We start from the raw sequence: 19,977 nt of genomic DNA, 5'->3' as shown, positions 1-19,977 counted from the left end.
GTGCAGGGCCTTTATTTTTTTATTTTAGAAGATGTACTTCCCTTCCTGGTTATACATGACGGGCAGTATCTTATGGGTCTTTTCGAAGTAGTCGTAACCGGCTTTAAGATTGATCCAGAAACGCTGGCGGGTAGTATCGTCACCGTATTCGCGGCCCAGGAAATTAAGCCCCGTTTTATTGAAGCGTACCGGGAATACATGCACCGGTATATTGGTCTGACCGTTGAGCCGCGCATTAAGACATAAGGTGTAGATCTCCTGGATACCCGCATCCTGCATGGGCATACAACCTACGGTAACACAACCACCGTGAATATAGATATCGCCGCCGGGCATGGTTTTATTGCCCAGGATGAGATCGGAATAATTGGGATAGTTGAGCATCAGCGACAGGTAAAAATCGCTTTTAGGGTTGTAATCGGAGATGAAGTAAAAACCTTCGGGCACCTGTCGGTCACCTTCCCACCTTTTGGGCCCTAACGAGCCGGACAGGGCACAGATCTTGTACTTCTTAAACATGGTAAAAGTATCTACACCTTTATTCCGTACCCAAACCTCGAATTCGTTATGGGCTTTAAAAGCGCGTATATAAATCTCGTTGGGTGGATAATTCAGGTCTTTTTCCTTGAACTCTTTTTTCAGGGCCTCGTTGTACTGGCTGTATGCCTTGGCTACACGGGGAGCGCCCATCTGGTAATTCCGGAAAGCATTGTTATCTGTTTGTGCATGTAACAGGGAGGAAAAACTAAGGGTGAGGCACGCCACAACTAACCGCAACACAAAGGCATTATTTTTAAAACTCATGATTCTTAGCGAAATATCTTGTTTGAATGTTAAAAGTAAAGGTAAGTTTTATTTGAAAACCAAAGAATACACTCCCGATCAATTAACAAGTGTTTTTTAAAAAAATAACAGGTCCCGGACAGGCTAACGAACCTCATCCTTTCTTACTGAAAACCAAGGCCATAACCGCTATACGAGGCCAGCCTGTTTAGTACAGCAGCCGCACTTTAATCGTTTCCTTTACGGTTTTCAGCAGCTCTATGGCCTGCTGGGAAAGTTGCTGGTCTACATCGAGCACTACATAACCGATCTGTTCGTTGGTTTTCAGGTATTGCCCTACGATATTGATCCCGTTGTCGGACAAGCGGGCATTAAGCGCCCCCAGTACACCCGGCACGTTGTTGTGAATATGCAGGATGCGGTGTGCACCTGTTACCGGCGGCAGGCTGATCGGCGGTATCGTATGGGAGCCATAACTGATGCCGCTTTCCAGGTAGTTGAACAATTTCAGGCTCACGTCTTCCCCTATATTTTCCTGCGCCTCTTCGGTAGATCCGCCGATATGCGGGGTCAGAATTACATTGGGTAACCCTTGCAGCGGTGTAACAAATGCAGCGCCCGATTTTTCCGGTTCTACCGGGAACACATCTACCGCGGCGCCGGAAAGATGACCGGAGCTCAATGCTTCTTTTAAAGCCTGCAGATCGACTACTTCGCCACGGGCGCAGTTAATGAATATGGCCCCTGGTTTCATATGTGCAAACCGCGCAGCATCGACCAGGTTCTGGGTAGCCTTATTGGCAGGTATGTGCAGGGTTACGATGTCTGAAGCCGCCAGCAGTTCGTCCAGGCTTTTGCAGGACTGTGCATTGCCCAGGGGCAGGCGGGTTTCGAGGTCGTGGAACAAGACTTTAAGTCCCAGGCCTTCGGCCAATACGCTTACCTGTGAGCCTATATTGCCATAACCGACAATGCCGATAGTCTTACCCCGCAGCTCATAACTGCCTGCCGATTCCTTAAACCAGGTACCTTCGTGTGCGGCTTTGTTTTTATCAGTAATGCGGCGCATCAGCATAATCGAAAGCCCGATTACCAATTCCGCCACGCTACGGGTATTGCTATACGGCGCATTAAAGACAGATACCCCGGCCCTGGTCGCGGCCTGCAGGTCTACCTGGTTCACCCCGATGCAAAAGCAGCCTATTGCCTGCAATTTGGAGGCCGCGGCGAGTACCTTTTCCGTAACCATTGTTTTGGAACGGATGCCCAGCAGATGTACGTGTTTAACCGCTTCTATCAGCTCTTCTTCGCTCAAAGCGCCTTTCATCCGGGTTACCTGGGTATACCCCTTGTCGGTAAAAAACGAAGCAGCCTTTTCGCTGATATTTTCCAGGAACAGGATATTGATTTTCTCTTTGGGATAACTTGTGATCTGCATACAGGGTATTGAATTTGCGAATTTAGCGGTTTGCCCTGCGAAAAGCAAACGGGCTATATGGCCGCCATAATAGTTGACGATAGGCCGATGTAGGACATTGAGCAAAAGATAACTAATTTTGCCGGGATGGAAATTACGTTTTATAAATACCAGGGTGCGGGCAACGACTTTGTACTGATCGACAACCGTGAAGGCAATGTAAGCCTGAGCACCGCTCAGGTAGCACAGATCTGCGACCGTCATTTTGGTGTGGGCGCCGACGGGCTTATGTACCTGCAACACAGCCAGGATGCGGATTTCGAGATGGTCTATTTCAATTCGGATGGTAACGAAAGCACCATGTGCGGCAATGGCGGCCGTTGTATTGCGGCCTTTGCACACCGGCTGGGCGCAGCGGGTACCTCGATGCGTTTTATGGCCATAGACGGTATGCATGAAGCCACGATCAATACCGATGGTACCGTGGCGCTGCAGATGCAGGATGTAACGGACATCACCTTTGCCGGCACTTACGAAATACTGGATACCGGCTCGCCGCATTATGTACAGTGGGTAACCGATACCGGTGCGATCGACGTATTTGCGACTGGCCGTAGCATCCGCAACGAAGACCGCTTTCAGCCCAAAGGCATCAATGTAAATTTTGTAAGCCGCAAGGGCGATACCCTTGTAATCCGCACCTATGAGCGGGGCGTGGAAGATGAAACCCTGGCCTGTGGCACTGGCGTAACCGCGGCGGCGATCGTGTCGGCGGGCCGTAATACCGGGCGTTTCGATATCCCGGTAAAAGCAGTAGGCGGCGATCTGCGGGTAACCTTCGAAAAACAGGAAGCGACCAACGCAACACACATTGTCCTTACCGGCGGCGCACAATTTGTATTCAAAGGCAGTATCGACGTGGCATAACCCAACCGCGGCATTTCAATATTCACCGTCAGCAACGCAAGCTATCATCTGATATCTAACGTCTAACATCTGACAGCTAATATCTAACATCTGATAGCTAATATCTAACGTCTAACACCTAACATCTAATATCTCACATCTGATATCTCATATCTAACGTCCAATATCTAACATCTAACATCTCAATACCCAATACTTAATACCCAATACTTAATCAATGAACTACTGGCTTGTAAAATCGGAACCCTTCAAATACAGTTGGGAGCAATTTGTAAAAGACGGCAAGACCTTCTGGGACGGCGTACGCAACTACCAGGCACGTAACAACCTCCGCGACATGAAAAAAGGCGACCGTGCCTTATTCTACCATAGCAACGAGGGACTTTGTGTGATCGGTATTGCCGAGATCGCGAAGGAAGCCTATCCCGACCCTACCATCGATGATGACCGTTGGGTAGTGGTAGACCTGAAGCCGGTAAAAGCGCTGAAGCAACCCGTAACCCTGGCGGAGATGAAACAACAGCCCGGGCTCGAAAACATGGGCCTGATCCGGCAGGGACGGTTATCCGTGAGTGCACTGACCAAAGAAGAATATGAACTGGTGCTGAAGATGGGCGGTACGAAACCTTGATTTAATGTTGAGTTTTGAATGTTGAATTTTGAATGAATTCAATGTAGTGTTGCATGTTGAGTATTGAATTTTGGATTAGTCTTGATCTTATATCTCTCATCCCAATACTCACATCTACGATCTAACATCTAATTGACGACTTACGCTAAATAAAGAAGGCAAGACCACCTCCGGGTAGTCTTGCCTTTTTCGTTATAACACTATGCTGTGTTGAATTTTGGATTACCACTTGATACCTGCTACCTGCTACTTCGCCCTTGCTACTCCGGTTGTCATCCTGAGCCTCGCGAAGGATCTTACCGGAGGGAGGACAACTGCAAGTAAGCGATAAGTGCAACACGCGTAACATGCACCCGTAGACAAAGCCAGCTTACTGATGAGATCCTTCGCGAGGCTCAGGATGACAATCGTCTAACTCCTAATATCTAACATCTCAAATCCGATCTCCCCTACAGCGCCGCAAAGGTATAGCCCTTTTTCCTTAGCCCGGCAACCAGGTCCGGCAGGATACGGGCCGTTATCTCACAACGGTCGTGCAGCAGGATAATACTACCCGGCCTTGTCCGGCGCAATAGCTTACGGAGCAGTTGGCTTTCCTCTTTCGCCAAGGTATCCATCGAACGCAGGTTCCAGCCGATACTCCGCAGCCCGCTGCGGCCAACGGCCCTGGCCAGGTTAGGATTGGTAACGCCGTAGGGTGGCCGGAACAGGCTTACCGGTTTACCGGTTACTGCTTCTATCGCAGCGGAGGTTTGTTCCAGTTCCAACTGCATCGCACCGACCGACTGCCAGTCGAAGCCAACGGCATGGTTAAAGCTATGATTGCCGATCGTATGCCCTTCGTTGGCCATGCGTTTAACCAGGGCCTCATTGCCGGTTATGTTTTTACCGATCAGGAAAAAAGTTGCCGGCACCTTTTCTTTGGCCAGCACATCCAATATAGCTGCCGTGGGCGCTGCCGGACCGTCGTCGAAGGTGAGCGCCACCTCTTTACCCCGGTGCGCCACCTGGAACTGCGCCTGCTGGAAGCCGATACGCAACAGGGGCAACTTATTCATAGACCGCATATAAAAATTCCAGCCTATAAAAAAACTACCCAAGGCCAGTGTCGTTACATAGGCCAGGATACACACCAGGATCCACCAGGCGGAATAGCCATTAAAACAGACTCCTGCTATTACATGAAGGAATAGCAGGAGTGCAAACAGGGAGAAATAATGAAACTTAGTGTTCAGAACTAAAAATTTACAGGTTCTTTTTTACCATTCCATACCGGGATAAGCCCGCTGCATGTACTGCATTTCAGCGAGAATGTAACCGAGATGTTCAGAGTGATTGCCGTCTTTACCACCGGTTTGCATCCAGGCATCGGCCGGTTGCAGGTCGAGGGTGGCTTCGGTCAGCACTTCGTTCACCCGGTTGCTCCACTGGCTCTTCAGGGCTTCGAGATCTGCGCCTGCGCCTTCGGCAAGCATTGCTTTGTCAGCCTCCGATCCGATAAACATTTCGCCGGCGAACGACCAGCGTTCTTCCATAGCCTCTTTCATCCGGGCATGACTTTCTTCGGTACCGTCGCCCAGGCGTATCACCCATTCGCTGCTCCACTTACGATGGTACAGCGCTTCTTTAAGGGATTTTTCGGCAATGGCGGCCAGACGCTCGTCGTTACTCTGCTGCAGGGCAGTATAGAGCAATACGGTATAATTATCGTACAGGAACGAACGGGCTATGGTATAAGCCCAATCACCGTTTCCTTGTTCTGCAAGTAATACATTCCTGAAGTCCCAGCCATCCCTGAGGTAAGCAAGGGTATCTTCTGTAACCGGGGTTTGCAGACCGGCAAATACAGGAGAAGAGAAAAAATCTGCTTTTTCCGCATCCGGCAGGCCATTGTACAGGTCTGCGGCGTACTGGTACAGGCTGCGTGCCTGGCCCAGGTGGTCGAGCGCAGTATTGGTCAGGGCAATGTCCTGTTCAAGAATAGGACCATGCCCGCACCACTCGCTGATACGGTGCCCCATGATCAGGGCATTGTCTGCATGCTGCAGCACATATTTGAGTTTATTGATCGACATGCTCCGCAAAAAAATTAAGCATAAGCTATAAGCCCCGGGGGGCGCAGCTTACATGTGTTTTAATTCTATCGGTAATTCATAAAAGGTAGGATGGCGGTACACCTTATCATTCGCAGGATCGTACAGCTCACCGGCATCATCGGGATTGGAAGCGTGGATGTATTTGCTCTCCACGGCCCAGATGCTTACCCCTTCCATACGGCGGGTATACACGTCCCTGGCATTTTCGATCGCCATTTCCGCATCTACTGCATGCAGGCTGCCTACATGTTTATGATCCAGTCCTGTTTTGCTGCGGATAAAGATCTCCCACAGCGGCCATTCGTTATTCATAAATTCGTTTTTAGTATGGTACTTAGTATTATTTAATCGTCGAGTTTCAATACGGCAAGGAATGCTTCCTGGGGCACTTCTACGTTACCGATCTGGCGCATACGTTTCTTACCTTCCTTCTGTTTCTCCAGCAGTTTACGTTTACGGGAGATGTCACCGCCATAACATTTTGCCGTTACATCCTTACGCTGTGCAGAAATGGTTTCGCGGGCTACGATCTTGGAACCGATGGCAGCCTGTATCGCGATCATAAACTGCTGGCTCGGCAGGAGCTCTTTCAGTTTGGAACACAGTTTGCGGCCGAAGTCCTGGGCGCGGCTGCGGTGGATCAGTGCGCTCAGCGCATCCACTTTATCGCCGTTCAGCAGGATATCCATTTTAGCGATATCGCTTTCGCGGTAGTCCAGTGGCTGGTAGTCGAACGAGGCGTAACCACGGGTACTGGATTTCAGTTTATCGTAGAAGTCGAACACGATCTCGGCCAGCGGCATTTCGAAGATCAGCTCTACACGGGTTGGCGTCAGGTAGTTCTGGTTGATCAGGATACCCCTTTTACCCAGGCAAAGCGTCATAATATTACCGATATAGTCCGGCAGGGTAATGATCTGCGCCCGGATAAACGGCTCTTCGATACGGTCCAGCCTGCTGGGATCCGGCATCTGCGCCGGGTTGTTCACGATAATTTTCACATCCTTTTCCCGGGTGGTATAGGCATAAAAACTAACGTTCGGCACGGTAGTGATCACCGTCTGGTTAAACTCCCTTTCCAGCCTTTCCTGGATGATCTCCATGTGCAACATGCCCAGGAATCCGCAACGGAACCCGAAGCCCAGGGCCTGCGAGGTCTCCGGTTCGAACGAAAGCGAAGCGTCGTTAAGCTGCAGTTTTTCCATGCAGTCGCGCAGCTCCTCGAATTCGTCGGTGCTTACCGGGAAGATACCGGCAAATACCATGGGCTTCACATCCTCGAAACCTTTTACGGCTTCCTGCGTAGGATTGCTTACCAGGGTAATGGTATCACCCACTTTTACTTCTTTGGCATTTTTAATGCCCGTAATGATATAACCCACATCGCCGGCTCTTACTTCCTGCTTGGGGCTGAGGCCCAGTTTCAGAATACCCACCTCGTCGGCGCCGTACTCTTTACTGGTATGTACAAATTTTACTTTATCGCCTTTTTTGATGGTACCGTTTACTACCCTGTAGTATACGATGATACCGCGGAAGGAGTTGAATACCGAATCGAAGATCAGGGCCTGCAAAGGCGCTTCTTCATTGCCTTTGGGTGAGGGTATCCGGTCGATAATGGCTTCGAGGATTTCGTCGATACCGATACCGCTTTTACCGCTGGCCAGGATAATATCTTCGGGTTTGCAGCCGATCAGGTCTACGATCTGGTCGGTTACTTCGGGGATCATGGCCCCGTCCATATCGATCTTATTGATAACCGGGATAATTTCCAGGTCGTTTTCGATAGCAAGGTAGAGGTTGGAAATGGTCTGTGCCTGTATACCCTGGGAGGCGTCTACCAGCAGCAGCGCGCCTTCGCAGGCAGCCAGCGCACGGCTCACCTCATAGGAGAAGTCTACGTGACCCGGGGTATCGATCAGGTTAAGCGTGTATTTTTCGCCTTTATGCACATGGTCGATCTGGATGGCGTGACTCTTAATCGTAATGCCTTTCTCTCGTTCCAGGTCCATGTCGTCGAGCACCTGGGCCTGCATATCCCGCGAGGATATCGTTTTGGTATGCTCCAGCAGGCGGTCGGCAAGGGTACTCTTCCCATGGTCGATATGGGCAATAATGCAAAAATTACGGATATGCTTCATGTTACTTAAATAGGCCGCGAAGTTACTTAAAATGTGGCATTAGTTAATACATCGGGCAATAATAAGGTGCTGCCCGGTACCGGCCGGTTGCCTGCGGCCCGCCAGGTATACAGAAGGCAGCACGCGGAATGGCTTTGCAACCGGGATCAGTGAGCTATTCCACCCGGCAAGCCCGTTTCTTTAATATATAAACCACTGTCCCGTTTACATCAGCAGCCTGCCGGTGGTACCGGCAGGCTGCTTACTTGTTTGTTCTTTTATTATTAACGGCGTGGAAACGGCGGATGCGGAATATTAATGTTTACCGATGGCCCCGGAGGGTACATCCGGTAATACCTGCTGAAGTTAGGCTCGGGACGCGTAGCCAAGGGCAGGTCGCCCAGTACCTGTATCCTTGCCCTGCCCAGGTCTACACTGGCCATAAAGGAGGGTACCGTACGGGAAAAGAGCCAGGCATTATTTTGCCAGTATACATAACCATTACGACTCGGGTCGTAAAAGGTATAATAATCGGGAAAATACACATGGTTTTTGGCGCGGTAGCCATGTGCAGGCGCCCAGGCGGGCGGACCGTTCTGTCTTGCCGCGGTATTATATCCTTTCCGGTAACCTTTACGATACGCTTTATCTTCTTTATGGTGCTTATCGTACCCGTGTCCCCTGCCCTGGGCAGCAACATCGCCATGCATCATCATAAACCCGGCCAGCAAACATGCCATTACAAATACCTTTTTCATAACAAAAATGATTTGGTTACTACAGGAATAGATAAGCGGGTAAAGCAAAAGTTTAAGCACTGCGACGATCTTAACAGTTCATGTACAAGCAGGCCAACCGGGTTATCAGGATCCTTTGATCTTGTTCCAGGTTTCGTAGAGGCTTTCCTGTGCCGGGCGGTCGGCGGGCATTTCGCTCAGCGGATCGCAGGCCTGCCAGAACTGCTGCATATCGGCGGGCAATGCCTGATACAGCCGGGTACCCTTGGTTTTCCAGGCGATCATATCGTCGCTTACTTCTTTAATGATCTTGCCGGGGTTGCCGACTACCAGCGATCTTGGCGGCAGTATGGTATTCGCGGTAACGAGGGAAAGCGCACCGATGATGCATTCATCGCCTACCTCCACATCGTCCATTACTACAGCGTTCATACCCACCATGGCATTACGGCCGATGTGCGCACCATGTATAATAGCGCCGTGACCGATATGGGCGCCTTCTTCCAGGCGGGTGGTAACACCGGGGAACATATGGATGGTACAGTTTTCCTGCACATTACAACCATCGGCGATCTCGATCCCGCCCCAGTCACCGCGCAGGGCACAGCCGGGACCGATATAAACATTGCGCCCGATTACGACATTACCGGTTACCGTTGCCAGCGGATGGATAAAAGAAGAAGGATGTACGACCGGGATAAACCCCTTGAATGCATAGACCATTTGAAGTAAAATATTTTGAGCAAAAGTAAGGAATTGCAGGAGCCTTATGGCGGCCGGCCATTCGTTGTTGCACGCAACTTTTAACACAATTCCCCTTAAAATACGTGTTTTTACGTATTTCAGAAGGGCCAATGCCCTTCTAATTTTGTATTGAAAATAACCCGGCTTTACATCCTCTCTCCTCACACACCAAACAACCGGCGGATCACGGCCCTTTTATTTTTAACCATTTAAAACCTTCTTATGAAAAAAAATTATGCAATTAAGGCGGCATGCCTCATGCTGCTGGGTGCAGGTTATGCAGAGATGGCGCATGCCCAGACTGGGATTGGCACGCTGACACCTCATGCAAGTGCACAACTCGATGTTACTTCCACCAACAAAGGCGTACTGGTACCCAGGATGACCACCGCCCAGCGTACGGCTATCGCCACGCCGGCCGACGGCCTGCTGGTATACGATACCGACACCAAGACATTCTGGTTCAACAAAACGGGTCCCGGCTGGACCCAGATCACGAGTGGCGGCTTCACTATTCCCTATGCGAGTATTGAAAACAATGCAGGTACGCTATTCTCGCTGACCAACAACAATGACGGCACCTCGATCGAAGGCGTCAATAGTACTACCACATCCAGTGTGGCAGCGGTACGTGGCCAGATCAGCTCTACGGCCCCGGGCGGGTTCTCTTCCGCCGTAAGAGGTATCAACAATGGTACCGGCGGACTGGGTATCGGTGTATGGGGTTCGCAGGACGGCTCCGGCTGGGGCGTATACGGCAGCACCCCCAATGGCCTGGGTGTGTATGGCAACGCCACCACAAACGGTTACGGCGTATATGCCAACAGTAATAGCGGCACCGGCCTCAATGCCACCTCTACCAATGGTGTTGCGGCTTCTGTGGTGATCAACAATAATGCCAACAGCAACAATGCACTGACGGCCTCTACCGTCGGCAACGGAAATGTGGTAAGCATTAGCACCACCGGTACAGGTAAAGGCCTGCTTGCCAACACTACCTCGGGCTTTGCGATACACGGTATTACTGCCAACCAGACTTCAGCCGGGGTTGTTGCGGATAACAACGCCGGGGGTGAAGCGATTGTAGGCCGTAACACGTCCAATATCGCGGGTGCGGTAGTAGGCCGCAACGATGGCGGCGGCTACGGTGTACACGGCTTTATCGGAACCGATACGACAAGCACCGGTATTGGTGTATACGGTCGTGTGGGTGTAAACGGAAGTCGCGGCCGGGCCGGGCGTTTCGAAAATTTCAGCCAGACCAATATCGTTGCCAATACCATGGAAGTTGCTTCCAACGGCAACGGCAATATCCCCGACAACACAAAGGGCAATGTATCTTCATTTGTTTTAAATAACACCAATAGCGTTGGCGCAGCCGTGCGCGGCGAGGTGAACACCATCTTCGGCAACTTCGGCGCTGCGGCCATTTTCGGCAAAAGTTCCGGAACAGGCGGTTTCGCAGGCCTTTTCCATGCCTCCAACACCAATGGCAACGGACCCTCGCTCGTGGCTATTACCGATGGCAATGGTAATGCCATCACCGCCAATGCCGGCAAAAACGGCAATGCGGTTGAAGCCAATATCGATGGTAATGGCCGCTCCTTATATGCTTGGGTTCCGAGCTTCAGCGACTCCGGCCGTGCAGCCGAATTCCGCCACTTCAGTGCGGACAACGACTTTGCGGTAGTAACGGCAAAAACCGTGGGTAACGGTAACGCCGGAGAGTTTATGGTAGACAGAACAACCGGCACCTCCGCTGCGGTTTTAGGTACTGTCAATTCCATATTTGCCAACTTCGGCACCGCAGGTATTTATGGCCGTTCCGAAGGTACCGGTGGCTATGCGGGCCTTTTCTACGCCTCTAACCCTGCAGGTAACGGCCCCGGCGTACTCTCACTCACCGAAGGTTCAGGTAACGCGATTACTGCCAATGCAGGCGGCACCGGCGATGGCATCGAATCGTCCTGCGATGGTAGCGGCAATGCTGTGTATGGCTTTATTCCCAACTTCGGTACGGGTCGTGCAGGCCGCTTTGCCAACTTTAATAATGCTAATGGCAACCCGGTTGTACATATTACCACCACCGGTACCGGCTCCACTATCCTGGCCAACCATACCGGCCCCTCCGGCAACCTGGCCATCTTCCAGAGCGGCGGCACAAACGTAGCGCGTATCAACAAAGCCGGTAAAGGGTTCTTTAACGACGGTACGCAAAACAGCGGTGCGGATCTGGCAGAAGCATTTGATGTAACCGAAGATGTAGCCGAATACGAACCCGGCGATGTGCTGAGCATTGCTGAAGATGCAGACCGTACCGTAGAAAAGAGCAGCGGCGCTTACTCTTCGCTGGTACTGGGCGTATATGCCACCAAACCGGGTGTATTGCTTACCGAAGAAGGTATCGACAGCGACCTGAAAGGCAAAGTACCGATGGGTGTCGTAGGCGTTATCCCTACTAAAGTTTGCCTGGAAGGCGGCGCCATCAAACGCGGCGACCTGCTGGTTACTTCTTCTCAACGGGGCGTAGCGATGAAAGCCGATCTTAAAAAAGTAAAAACCGGCCAGGTAATCGGCAAAGCATTGCAGAACTATTCCGGTACCGGTAACGGCAAGATCAATGTTTTCGTAAACATTAAATAATTCATTGCTCACTTCAAAAAAAAGAATCATGAAAAATATAATCGTTTTATTTTTTGCCCTGGCCATCGGGGCTACCGCACAGGCACAGTCGCAGTCGCGCTACAGAACAGGAGCAAGTGTACGCAGCCAGTATGTCAACAACAGTTTACCGGGCGCCCGCTACAGCGACCCTTCGGTAAAAACAAGCAAGGCAGGCGCTGTGCCGCAAAAAAGCTATGGTGCGCAGCTGAAAGAAAATACACTGCCGGGCGTACCGTATAAGACCAGCAATACGGGCGGCGCCAGCGCTGCGACCCAGCAATCTTCAGCATCAGCTACCGGTGTTGCAAGCGATAAAAAAGCGGAGAAAACAGCACCTATAAAAATGCCGGAAACTCCGAAAAACTTAACCCAGTAAACCTGCAGCTATGAACAAATATCTGAAGCTTAAACAAGGGTATGCCTGTATCCTGCTGCTGTTGCTGGCTTATGGCGCCCGGGCGCAGTTCAGTTCCGGTAGCGGATTCTATGTGGCCCCCGGTACGGCTGTGTTTATCGACAGTCTTACCTTTCAGCCTGCTGTTGCGCCCATGAGCCTGGCTAACGTACAGATTACGCATGGTTATACCCCCGTACCGCCCGTTGGCCCCGGCCTGGGCAGTATCAAACGGGTATACGAGATAACGCCCTCCCTCGCGTTCCGCGGCAACACGGGGCTTTATTATACCGATGCCGAGCTGAACGGGAATACCGCTGCACTGCTGTCGTTTGCTTACAGCGACGGGGTAAGCGGCTTTAACGCAGCCGGCGCAGCTACCATCGACAACAGCAACCATTACGTGCTGGCCACAACCGGGATCAATACCCTTACGATCAAGAAAATAACCTCGGTAAATAATGGCACGCCGCTGCCCGTACACCTTATCGATTTCAAGGTAAAAGCAGCAGGGCAGAAGTCGCTGATCTCCTGGGTTACCGCCAACGAATTCAACTGCGATCATTTTGACGTGGAACGTTCGGACGATGCGACCCACTTTAGTTTCCTGCTCTCGCGGGAGGCCCGGGGCAGTATCGCCGGCGAACACAGCTACCAGGACTACGATAACAGTCCGAAGGCCGGTTGGAACTATTACCGCCTGAAACAGGTAGACCGCGATGGTGGCTTTACCTATTCCAGGACCGAGTCGGTATTCTTCGGACCGGGAGCCGGCGCAGGCATTTCCGTATATCCCAATCCTTTTGCCTCCAGGCTTCATATAGACCTGAATGCACAGGACGACGGCAAAGAGCAATGCAACCTGCTCGATATTGCCGGAAGAGTAATTGCAACACGCGAACTGTTGCTGGTAAAGGGTGCGAATGCATTCGACCTGGATTTCAGCGGTATTGCTGCAGGAACTTACTGGCTAAAAATAGGGGCCCTGTTTAACACCCAGCTTGTTAAACAGTAGGTTGTTTGGATGCCCTTAATGCAGGAGCCGTCATTATCGAATGACGGCTCCTTGTTTTTATCAGCGGTTTTATAACTTAAGCAGCTTCCGGGGGGCGGCATAACCTTTACCGTTGCCCACCTGTATAAAGTACATACCCGGGCTAAGCTTACCCACGGGGATATCGGCATTCCCCACGATACGGCCCTTATCCAGTATACGACCCTGCACATCGGAGATCCGGTAATCGAAAGTACCTTTATCGGCTACCTGTATATGAATATAGTCGCTGGCCGGGTTGGGAGCCAGGCTCCAGTTGAGCTGCGTTTTTGTTTTATCTGCGATACCCGTTACAGGCAGTGCCGGACCGACCAGGGGCCGCAACAGCAGGGCCCCGTCAAGCTGCGACGACTGCCAGGTACCGTCTACATTATAATACCTGTGATTACCCCCTTTACGGTTTACATCGAGTGCGATATACAGCGAGTCGCTGATGCCGCCTGCAGGCTGGATAATGCCGATATAAAACACGCCGGTGCTGAGCAGCTGCGGCTGCTCAAACCGGTACACCGACAGCTTATTGGCCGTGTCCTCGTAAGCCGGCAGCAAAAAGTCTTCCTGGTAGAGTACCTGGTTGGAGCCTCCGTTAAAGGCGATGTCTTTATACACGACGATGGAGAACTCTTTATGGGTACCGGCGGGTACCTGCCTTGCAAACCTGATGGCAATGCCCCTGAGCGTATCGGGCTGGTATACGGCGTACTCTACAGCCGTTGTGCCCGGCGCGCTGGGCAGCAGGTTCAGGAAATAAGCCTGCTCGGCCGAGCCGTCGTCGTAAGCGAAGTACTGATCGAATACCTGGCTGAAGACGGTGGTATCGTTGACCTTCGATTCGCCGGGATAGTTGCTGTTGCAGTAATAGGTATGTTCGTACACCACGGCGCCGTTAGGGTCGGCAGGCGAAAAACCACCGGCATTATACATCGGGAAAGTGCGGGTAAAATTGACATTAACAGGCAGCGAAGAGTTGGCCGTACCCGTGCCCAGGCTGGCGCCCGTAGCTTTTACTTTAGCCACATAACCGGCTAGTACGTTTTGCTGTACATTACCGTTATTCCGCAACGTACAGTTTAATTCTGTAGCCAGGAAGGAGGCGGGATTGGTCTTGAAATGCCGGAAGGGCATAGCCGTAAAATCGTTGAGTATGGATAAAGGCTCGCTGGTAAAGGCAATATCCCGGACGGCTGTGTCGAGGTAAGTACGGCCTTTGTCGAGCCGGATATAGTCGAGGTGCCAGTGGGAATCGCCAATACCCTTCGTCGCCAGGTTGACCCAGCGGAACTGGAATCCGTTATTGAAATAGCCGGTATCGGTAATGGGGATCATAGCCTGGCGAAACGGCAGCAGGGTATCGCCCTTCATCGACCATACTTTTTCCCAGGTACCGTTCGACTTCAACAGGTACAGCATCAGGGAGTCGGCCGGCCGTGGCGAAAAACCATTGCCTTTGGGCTGGTAAAAAAAGCTGAGGTATACCGAGTCGGCGGGGCTGTAGCTACTCATGTCCACCGGCTGCGAGGTAAGACTATCAGCATATACCTGGTGGTAGGCCACTACCGAATCGTAGGGCACCCCTCTTTTATCGAGCGCATCAAACGTGGCTACACCACGGCTGATCATGTTTACGCCCATCGTATTATTGATATAGACGAGCTGATCGGTCCAGCGCAGCGGCGAAGGATAGGCATTATGATCCGTAAAGTCCTCGAAAAAAGGCAGGCCCAGCAAGGTAGGCCGCGCTGCACTGCCGGTAGCCGGTTGCCCGTGTTTCAGCAGGTCGGGATTTTCCCGCAATGGCGCGGTATACTCCTGGGCCTGCAGCCGGGTGATACAAAACAGTAGCAAAAACGGTAGTATAAAACGCATCGGGTATAAACGGTTAAAACGGTGCTGCGAAACAATAAAAGACAAATATACCGTATCCGGCCGGCTTTCGGCACGAATAAGGGCTGATAAAGTACGGCCTCTTCTTCCGTTGCATGCCCGGGTCAAACCTTAACGATTATCCGCTTACCTTTGCAGCATGCATTACGTTTCTGTCGAAAACCTGAGTAAGACCTACGCCGATAAGCCTTTGTTCGAAAACATTTCTTTTAATATAGAAGAAGGCGACAAAATATGCCTGGTAGCCCTGAATGGGGCAGGCAAATCTACCCTGCTTAAAATACTTTGCGGCATCGAAATTCCCGATGAGGGGAAAGTATGGGTGCACAAAGATGTAAAAGTGGTGCTGCTCGATCAGAACCCGGCTATAAATGATAAACGGAATATTCTCGAAAATATTTTTGCCCACGAACACCCCGTACTCAACGCCATTAAACGCTACGAACAACTGACCGAATCGGGACAGGAGCCCGACCCCGTAGCACTCGCGGCAGCCATGCAGGATATGGACGAACTGAATGCCTGGCATTTTGACGCCAAGGTAAAAGAGATCCTGGGCAAACTCAATATCCACCATCTCGAACAGGAAGTAGGCACCCTGTCGGGCGGGCAGAAAAAAAGGATCGCATTGGCCAAAGTACTGATCGATATGGACTTTGAGCACCGCCATACCCTCCTGATCATGGATGAGCCCACCAACCATCTCGATGTACAGATGATCGAGTGGCTGGAACACTACCTGGGCCAGGAGCACGTAACCCTGTTGCTCGTAACCCACGACCGTTATTTCCTCGATAATGTCTGCAACGAGATCCTGGAACTGGATAACGGCCAACTGTATGTATGCAAGGGCAACTACGAAAAATATATGGAGCAGAAGGCCGCCCGGCTGGAAAACGAACAGGCCAGCGTGGAGAAAGCCCGTAACCGCTACCGTAAGGAGCTGGAATGGATGCGCAAGCAGCCCAAGGCCAGGTCGACCAAGTCCAAAGCCCGGCAGGATGCTTTCTATGACTGGAAGGAGCGGGCTACGCAAAAAATAAAACAGGCCGAACTGGAGTTGCAGGTCAAAATGACCCGCCTGGGTGGCAAGATCCTCGAACTGAAAAAAGTATACAAATCCTATGGCGACAAGGCGATCCTGAAAGGATTCGACTATACCTTCAAACGTGGCGAGCGCGTAGGCGTGGTGGGTAAGAACGGTGTGGGCAAGTCGACCTTTATCAATATGCTGCTCGATAAGGAAGCAGCCGACAGCGGCAAGATCAATGTGGGCGAAACCATTGTATTCGGCGACTTCTCCCAGGATGGCCTGCTGATCAAGGAAGATGTACGGGTGATCGAGTTTGTAAAAAACATCGCAGAATTCTTCCCCCTGGCCGATGGCACCAAGGTAAGCGCAGCGCAGTTCCTGCAGCGTTTTCTCTTTAGCCCCGAAAAACAATATACCTATATTTCGAAGCTGAGCGGCGGCGAGAAAAAAAGATTGCAATTATTGTCGATCCTGTTCCGCAACCCCAATTTCCTGGTACTGGATGAACCGACCAACGACCTGGACCTGCCCACCCTCGACATTCTCGAAGAGTTCCTGGCCGACTTCCAGGGTTGCCTGATCATCGTATCGCACGACCGTTATTTTATGGACAAACTGGTCGATCACCTGTTTGTGTTCGAAGGCGATGGCGTAGTGCGCGACTTCCCGGGCAACTACTCGCAATACCGCGAGATGGAGCGGGAAGAAGAAAAGTACAAAGAGCTGGAACCTCAGCCTGTTGCCGCTCCTAAAGCGGAAGCCGCTAAGCCGAAGACCGAGACCCGCAAACTCTCCTTTAAAGAAAAAAGGGAACTGGAGACGCTCGAAGCCGAGATGCCGGCCCTGGAACAGGAAAAAACAACGCTGGAAACCGCGATGAGTACCGGCGCCCTGGGTTTCGAAGATCTGCAACGCAACGGCGAACGGATCGCACAGATTACCGCGCTGCTGGAAGAGAAAGAAATGCGCTGGCTCGAGTTAAGTGAGCTCTGATACACCGCGCCGCAACCGGCATGTTAAAAAAATAGTTATGACGCCCCTGTAAAGCTTTACAGGGGCGTTTCTTATATCACCAGGATTTAACATAGATATCTGGCACAAAATTTGCAATTTTATATCTGGTTTAAATTTAATAACCTTTAAAATTGTTTCCCATGTTAGACCAGTTAATGCAACTCATTCAGCAAAGCGGGCAACAAGCCGTTGTTGAAAACAATGAGGTACCCAACGAAAACAATGAGGCGATCATGAACGAGGCGCAGCAATCCATTACGAGCGGTCTTCAGCAACTGGCAGCTACCGGGCAGCTGAACACCCTGATGGAGTCTGTACAGAACGGGCAGGCCGCTACGGATCATCCCGCAGTACAGAACATCTCCAACAATTTCATGGGTAGTATCATGGACAAGTTCGGTCTGAATAAAGGCACCGCGGCCATGATCGCTTCCGCCATTATTCCCATGGTATTGAGCAAGGTGATGAATAAAGGAGGAAACGCACAGCCCGGCGGCGGTGGCTTTGATCTCGGCGGACTGCTTTCTTCCCTCACGGGCGGCGGCAGCAATACCGGTGGCCAGGCCCAGCAAGGCGGCGGTGGCATTATGGACACGATCAGCAATATCGGCGCTAAATTCGGACTGGATAAAGACGGCGACGGCGATGTGGACCTTAACGATCTTGGCAAACTGATTTCTTAGTACAGGTTGACCCCATAACGACAGGCCTCCCTTCCGGGAGGCTTTTTCGTGCCCGCCGGCAAACAAACAGCCCCGCTATTGCGGGGCTGCTGTCTTCTGAACCTATCCTGTACTAGTTGATCTTTACAAAGATATTGGTAGGGCTGGTTACGCTACAGGTAATGTTGTAAGCCGTAACGCCCGGGCCCGAAGCCACGCCGGCATAAGGAACCGTGGTAAAATACACGGGGAAATAATAAATACCGGAAGGATAAGCGCGCAGGTAAATGCCTCTCCAATTAGCGATAGCAGTAAGGGCAGTCCCATTCCAGGTAATCGGCTGCCTCACCTGTACCTGGTTATTGACCAGGTCCAGGTACATGGGTGGTGTGGTACCGCCCCAGGCATTATCCAGCAGGCAGGCCGTAAAGTACTGCGGCGAATTGTTATTGACCGTAAGGCTGATCTGGGCGGAGGCGGCGGCACTGATGCCCAGTACCGCACACAGGGAAAGCATGATTTTTTTCATCGTGTTTAAAAATGGTTTGGTTGTTGAATTAAGGAATCGGGGTTATGGATTTATACGGGTATAGAGGCGCTCAGCTCAGGGCGTAAAACGGATATAGATATCGTTCGGTCCTGTAATACGGCAATCGATATTATAGGGTATCGTACCGGGCAATCCCTGCATGGGAGCCGCATAGGGCGGTGCGTTAAAATACACCGGGAAGTAATACAATAATGAAGGATAAGCCCGCAGCACAATACCGCGCCAGTCGTATACCGAGGCCAGCGGGAAGCCGGTTTGTACCGGCACGCCCAACACACCCGAGGTCATATTGTTGGGCATATCCATATAACTGGGCGGCGTGGCGCCGGTCCAGTTATTATCCACGATCGTGCCGATAAAATACTGGGGCGTATTGTTGTCTACAGTCAGGGTAACAGGCTGCGCCGAAGCACGGAAAAGGCCTGCCAGCAAGACCAGGGAGAGTAATATTTTTTTCATAAGGAGAAAAGGATAGGTGATTAAAAACAAGGAGCGACCACGAAACGGCGGACCGCTGGTCAATAACAACGCCGGAAGACCATGCTTCCGGCGCCAATAGAGTCGTTATTATGGATTGATCCGCACCAGGATATCGGTAGGGCTGATAACGTCGCAGAAAACATTAACCGGGATGCCGGGACCGAATGGGATGGGCGAAGCCGCAAAAGGCGTAGTGGTGAAATAAACCGGTGAATAATAGATACCGGACGGATAAGCGCGTAACTGGATACCCCTCCAGGCCGCAGTGCTGGTCAGCGGACCGCCGGTCTGTACCGGTGGGCTATAGCGGATGGATGCCTGGTTATTGGGAATATCCATATACATCGGAGGAGTGGTGCCGGTCCAGGTATTGTCGAGCAGGGTACCGGTAAAATACTGTTGGGTATTGTTTTCCAGCTTCATATTAACCTGTGCAGAGGCTCCGATTGCGCATCCCAGGATAGCCACCAGGGAGAGGATTGTTTTTTTCATTTTTTGGGTTGGTTTTTTGATTTTAGAAATTAATTTAATGCTAATATAAAACCAAAAAACGGATAAATAGTACAGCTAAAAATAATTCGTTTTTAAAAATAATCTGTTCGCCCTCTTTGCAGGGACGAATCCGGATATAGCAAATACAATAACCTGGTTTACTTTAAGTTAAATTTATGCTAAGCATATAACACCGGTATAAAAAGAAGACAGAAAAGATGATCCGCAATAGCGCTCCGGCACGCGCGATTACCCGTTTTACGTTAAAAAAAATCAACCCGCCTTCAGGGCGAAA

General features: G+C 51.2%; 19 protein-coding genes. 7 read left to right on the top strand and 12 right to left on the bottom strand.

Annotated features, from left to right (window positions below; genetic code table 11):
• Positions 1–24 precede the first annotated feature (24 nt).
• A complete protein-coding gene (locus tag B0I18_RS19540) occupies positions 25–804 on the bottom strand; it encodes a L,D-transpeptidase family protein (RefSeq protein ID WP_106524437.1) in 780 nt (259 codons plus the stop codon).
• 187 nt (positions 805–991) lie between these two features.
• Positions 992–2,221, bottom strand: coding sequence for a phosphoglycerate dehydrogenase (gene serA, locus B0I18_RS19535; RefSeq protein ID WP_106524436.1), 1,230 nt, complete (start codon positions 2,219–2,221; stop codon positions 992–994).
• 126 nt (positions 2,222–2,347) lie between these two features.
• Between serA and dapF the strand changes: the two genes are divergently transcribed.
• Both dapF and B0I18_RS19525 read left to right on the top strand, forming a co-directional pair.
• Positions 2,348–3,127: a diaminopimelate epimerase gene (gene dapF / locus B0I18_RS19530; protein ID WP_181358540.1), complete on the top strand. Its 780-nt coding sequence runs from the start codon at positions 2,348–2,350 to the stop codon at positions 3,125–3,127.
• 217 nt (positions 3,128–3,344) lie between these two features.
• The gene (locus B0I18_RS19525; RefSeq protein WP_106524435.1) at positions 3,345–3,758 is read left to right on the top strand and encodes an EVE domain-containing protein; all 414 of its coding nucleotides are present in this window, start codon (positions 3,345–3,347) and stop codon (positions 3,756–3,758) included.
• Positions 3,759–4,207: 449 nt separating this feature from the next.
• On the opposite strand, the gene B0I18_RS19520 is transcribed toward B0I18_RS19525, so the two are convergent.
• From B0I18_RS19520 to B0I18_RS19495, 6 genes are all read right to left on the bottom strand, one after another.
• Positions 4,208–4,816 carry a polysaccharide deacetylase family protein gene (locus B0I18_RS19520; RefSeq protein WP_181358539.1) on the bottom strand — a complete coding sequence of 203 codons (609 nt, stop codon included), beginning with the start codon at positions 4,814–4,816 and terminating at the stop codon, positions 4,208–4,210.
• Positions 4,817–5,017: 201 nt separating this feature from the next.
• Entirely contained in the window at positions 5,018–5,833 is an 816-nt protein-coding gene (gene paaC, locus B0I18_RS19515) for a 1,2-phenylacetyl-CoA epoxidase subunit PaaC (protein WP_106524433.1), read from the bottom strand.
• Between the two features lie 48 nt (positions 5,834–5,881).
• Entirely contained in the window at positions 5,882–6,166 is a 285-nt protein-coding gene (paaB, locus tag B0I18_RS19510; RefSeq protein WP_106524432.1) for a 1,2-phenylacetyl-CoA epoxidase subunit PaaB, read from the bottom strand.
• 32 nt (positions 6,167–6,198) lie between these two features.
• Positions 6,199–7,995 (bottom strand): translation elongation factor 4, encoded by a 1,797-nt coding sequence (gene lepA / locus B0I18_RS19505; RefSeq protein WP_106524431.1) that lies wholly within the window; start codon positions 7,993–7,995, stop codon positions 6,199–6,201.
• Between the two features lie 263 nt (positions 7,996–8,258).
• Entirely contained in the window at positions 8,259–8,732 is a 474-nt protein-coding gene (locus tag B0I18_RS19500) for a hypothetical protein (protein ID WP_146146815.1), read from the bottom strand.
• Positions 8,733–8,837: 105 nt separating this feature from the next.
• Positions 8,838–9,434, bottom strand: a complete 597-nt coding sequence (locus B0I18_RS19495; RefSeq protein WP_106524429.1) for an acyltransferase — start codon at positions 9,432–9,434, stop codon at positions 8,838–8,840.
• A gap of 243 nt (positions 9,435–9,677) precedes the next feature.
• On the opposite strand from B0I18_RS19495, the gene B0I18_RS19490 reads away from it, so the two are divergent.
• Genes B0I18_RS19490 through B0I18_RS19480 form a run of 3 tightly spaced genes read left to right on the top strand, consistent with a single transcriptional unit; the run spans position 9,678 to position 13,528 of the window.
• Positions 9,678–12,098, top strand: a complete 2,421-nt coding sequence (locus B0I18_RS19490; protein WP_219906009.1) for a beta strand repeat-containing protein — start codon at positions 9,678–9,680, stop codon at positions 12,096–12,098.
• A gap of 28 nt (positions 12,099–12,126) precedes the next feature.
• Positions 12,127–12,495, top strand: a complete 369-nt coding sequence (locus B0I18_RS19485) for a hypothetical protein (protein ID WP_106524428.1) — start codon at positions 12,127–12,129, stop codon at positions 12,493–12,495.
• A gap of 10 nt (positions 12,496–12,505) precedes the next feature.
• Complete coding sequence (locus tag B0I18_RS19480; protein WP_106524427.1) at positions 12,506–13,528, top strand: T9SS type A sorting domain-containing protein; 1,023 nt, start codon at positions 12,506–12,508, stop codon at positions 13,526–13,528.
• 69 nt (positions 13,529–13,597) lie between these two features.
• Here B0I18_RS19480 and B0I18_RS19475 read toward each other — a convergent pair whose 3' ends face one another.
• The gene (locus B0I18_RS19475; protein WP_181358538.1) at positions 13,598–15,412 is read right to left on the bottom strand and encodes a T9SS type A sorting domain-containing protein; all 1,815 of its coding nucleotides are present in this window, start codon (positions 15,410–15,412) and stop codon (positions 13,598–13,600) included.
• A 178-nt stretch (positions 15,413–15,590) separates the two neighbouring features.
• On the opposite strand from B0I18_RS19475, the gene B0I18_RS19470 reads away from it, so the two are divergent.
• Both B0I18_RS19470 and B0I18_RS19465 read left to right on the top strand, forming a co-directional pair.
• A complete protein-coding gene (locus B0I18_RS19470) occupies positions 15,591–17,477 on the top strand; it encodes an ABC-F family ATP-binding cassette domain-containing protein (protein ID WP_106524425.1) in 1,887 nt (628 codons plus the stop codon).
• Between the two features lie 161 nt (positions 17,478–17,638).
• Positions 17,639–18,181 carry a hypothetical protein gene (locus B0I18_RS19465; RefSeq protein ID WP_106524424.1) on the top strand — a complete coding sequence of 181 codons (543 nt, stop codon included), beginning with the start codon at positions 17,639–17,641 and terminating at the stop codon, positions 18,179–18,181.
• Positions 18,182–18,293: 112 nt separating this feature from the next.
• Here B0I18_RS19465 and B0I18_RS19460 read toward each other — a convergent pair whose 3' ends face one another.
• From B0I18_RS19460 to B0I18_RS19450, 3 genes are all read right to left on the bottom strand, one after another.
• Positions 18,294–18,689 (bottom strand): hypothetical protein, encoded by a 396-nt coding sequence (locus B0I18_RS19460; protein WP_106524423.1) that lies wholly within the window; start codon positions 18,687–18,689, stop codon positions 18,294–18,296.
• A 75-nt stretch (positions 18,690–18,764) separates the two neighbouring features.
• The gene (locus B0I18_RS19455; RefSeq protein WP_146146814.1) at positions 18,765–19,169 is read right to left on the bottom strand and encodes a hypothetical protein; all 405 of its coding nucleotides are present in this window, start codon (positions 19,167–19,169) and stop codon (positions 18,765–18,767) included.
• A 108-nt stretch (positions 19,170–19,277) separates the two neighbouring features.
• Positions 19,278–19,682 carry a hypothetical protein gene (locus B0I18_RS19450; RefSeq protein ID WP_106524421.1) on the bottom strand — a complete coding sequence of 135 codons (405 nt, stop codon included), beginning with the start codon at positions 19,680–19,682 and terminating at the stop codon, positions 19,278–19,280.
• Positions 19,683–19,977: the final 295 nt, after the last annotated feature.

It is taken from the genome of Taibaiella chishuiensis (genome assembly GCF_003014535.1).
Classification (GTDB): Bacteria; Bacteroidota; Bacteroidia; order Chitinophagales; family Chitinophagaceae; genus Taibaiella; species Taibaiella chishuiensis.
This window is presented reverse-complemented; position numbering and strand designations above follow the sequence as displayed.

What these genes read in the sequence shown, in the direction of transcription:
- B0I18_RS19540 (WP_106524437.1), bottom strand. Translation starts at nt 804, where the DNA reads ATGAGTTTTAAAAATAATGCCTTTGTGTTGCGGTTAGTTGTGGCGTGC.
- serA (WP_106524436.1), bottom strand. Translation starts at nt 2,221, where the DNA reads ATGCAGATCACAAGTTATCCCAAAGAGAAAATCAATATCCTGTTCCTG.
- dapF (WP_181358540.1), top strand. Translation starts at nt 2,348, where the DNA reads ATGGAAATTACGTTTTATAAATACCAGGGTGCGGGCAACGACTTTGTA.
- B0I18_RS19525 (WP_106524435.1), top strand. Translation starts at nt 3,345, where the DNA reads ATGAACTACTGGCTTGTAAAATCGGAACCCTTCAAATACAGTTGGGAG.
- B0I18_RS19520 (WP_181358539.1), bottom strand. Translation starts at nt 4,816, where the DNA reads ATGAATAAGTTGCCCCTGTTGCGTATCGGCTTCCAGCAGGCGCAGTTC.
- paaC (WP_106524433.1), bottom strand. Translation starts at nt 5,833, where the DNA reads ATGTCGATCAATAAACTCAAATATGTGCTGCAGCATGCAGACAATGCC.
- paaB (WP_106524432.1), bottom strand. Translation starts at nt 6,166, where the DNA reads ATGAATAACGAATGGCCGCTGTGGGAGATCTTTATCCGCAGCAAAACA.
- lepA (WP_106524431.1), bottom strand. Translation starts at nt 7,995, where the DNA reads ATGAAGCATATCCGTAATTTTTGCATTATTGCCCATATCGACCATGGG.
- B0I18_RS19500 (WP_146146815.1), bottom strand. Translation starts at nt 8,732, where the DNA reads ATGAAAAAGGTATTTGTAATGGCATGTTTGCTGGCCGGGTTTATGATG.
- B0I18_RS19495 (WP_106524429.1), bottom strand. Translation starts at nt 9,434, where the DNA reads ATGGTCTATGCATTCAAGGGGTTTATCCCGGTCGTACATCCTTCTTCT.
- B0I18_RS19490 (WP_219906009.1), top strand. Translation starts at nt 9,678, where the DNA reads ATGAAAAAAAATTATGCAATTAAGGCGGCATGCCTCATGCTGCTGGGT.
- B0I18_RS19485 (WP_106524428.1), top strand. Translation starts at nt 12,127, where the DNA reads ATGAAAAATATAATCGTTTTATTTTTTGCCCTGGCCATCGGGGCTACC.
- B0I18_RS19480 (WP_106524427.1), top strand. Translation starts at nt 12,506, where the DNA reads ATGAACAAATATCTGAAGCTTAAACAAGGGTATGCCTGTATCCTGCTG.
- B0I18_RS19470 (WP_106524425.1), top strand. Translation starts at nt 15,591, where the DNA reads ATGCATTACGTTTCTGTCGAAAACCTGAGTAAGACCTACGCCGATAAG.
- B0I18_RS19465 (WP_106524424.1), top strand. Translation starts at nt 17,639, where the DNA reads ATGTTAGACCAGTTAATGCAACTCATTCAGCAAAGCGGGCAACAAGCC.
- B0I18_RS19460 (WP_106524423.1), bottom strand. Translation starts at nt 18,689, where the DNA reads ATGAAAAAAATCATGCTTTCCCTGTGTGCGGTACTGGGCATCAGTGCC.
- B0I18_RS19455 (WP_146146814.1), bottom strand. Translation starts at nt 19,169, where the DNA reads ATGAAAAAAATATTACTCTCCCTGGTCTTGCTGGCAGGCCTTTTCCGT.
- B0I18_RS19450 (WP_106524421.1), bottom strand. Translation starts at nt 19,682, where the DNA reads ATGAAAAAAACAATCCTCTCCCTGGTGGCTATCCTGGGATGCGCAATC.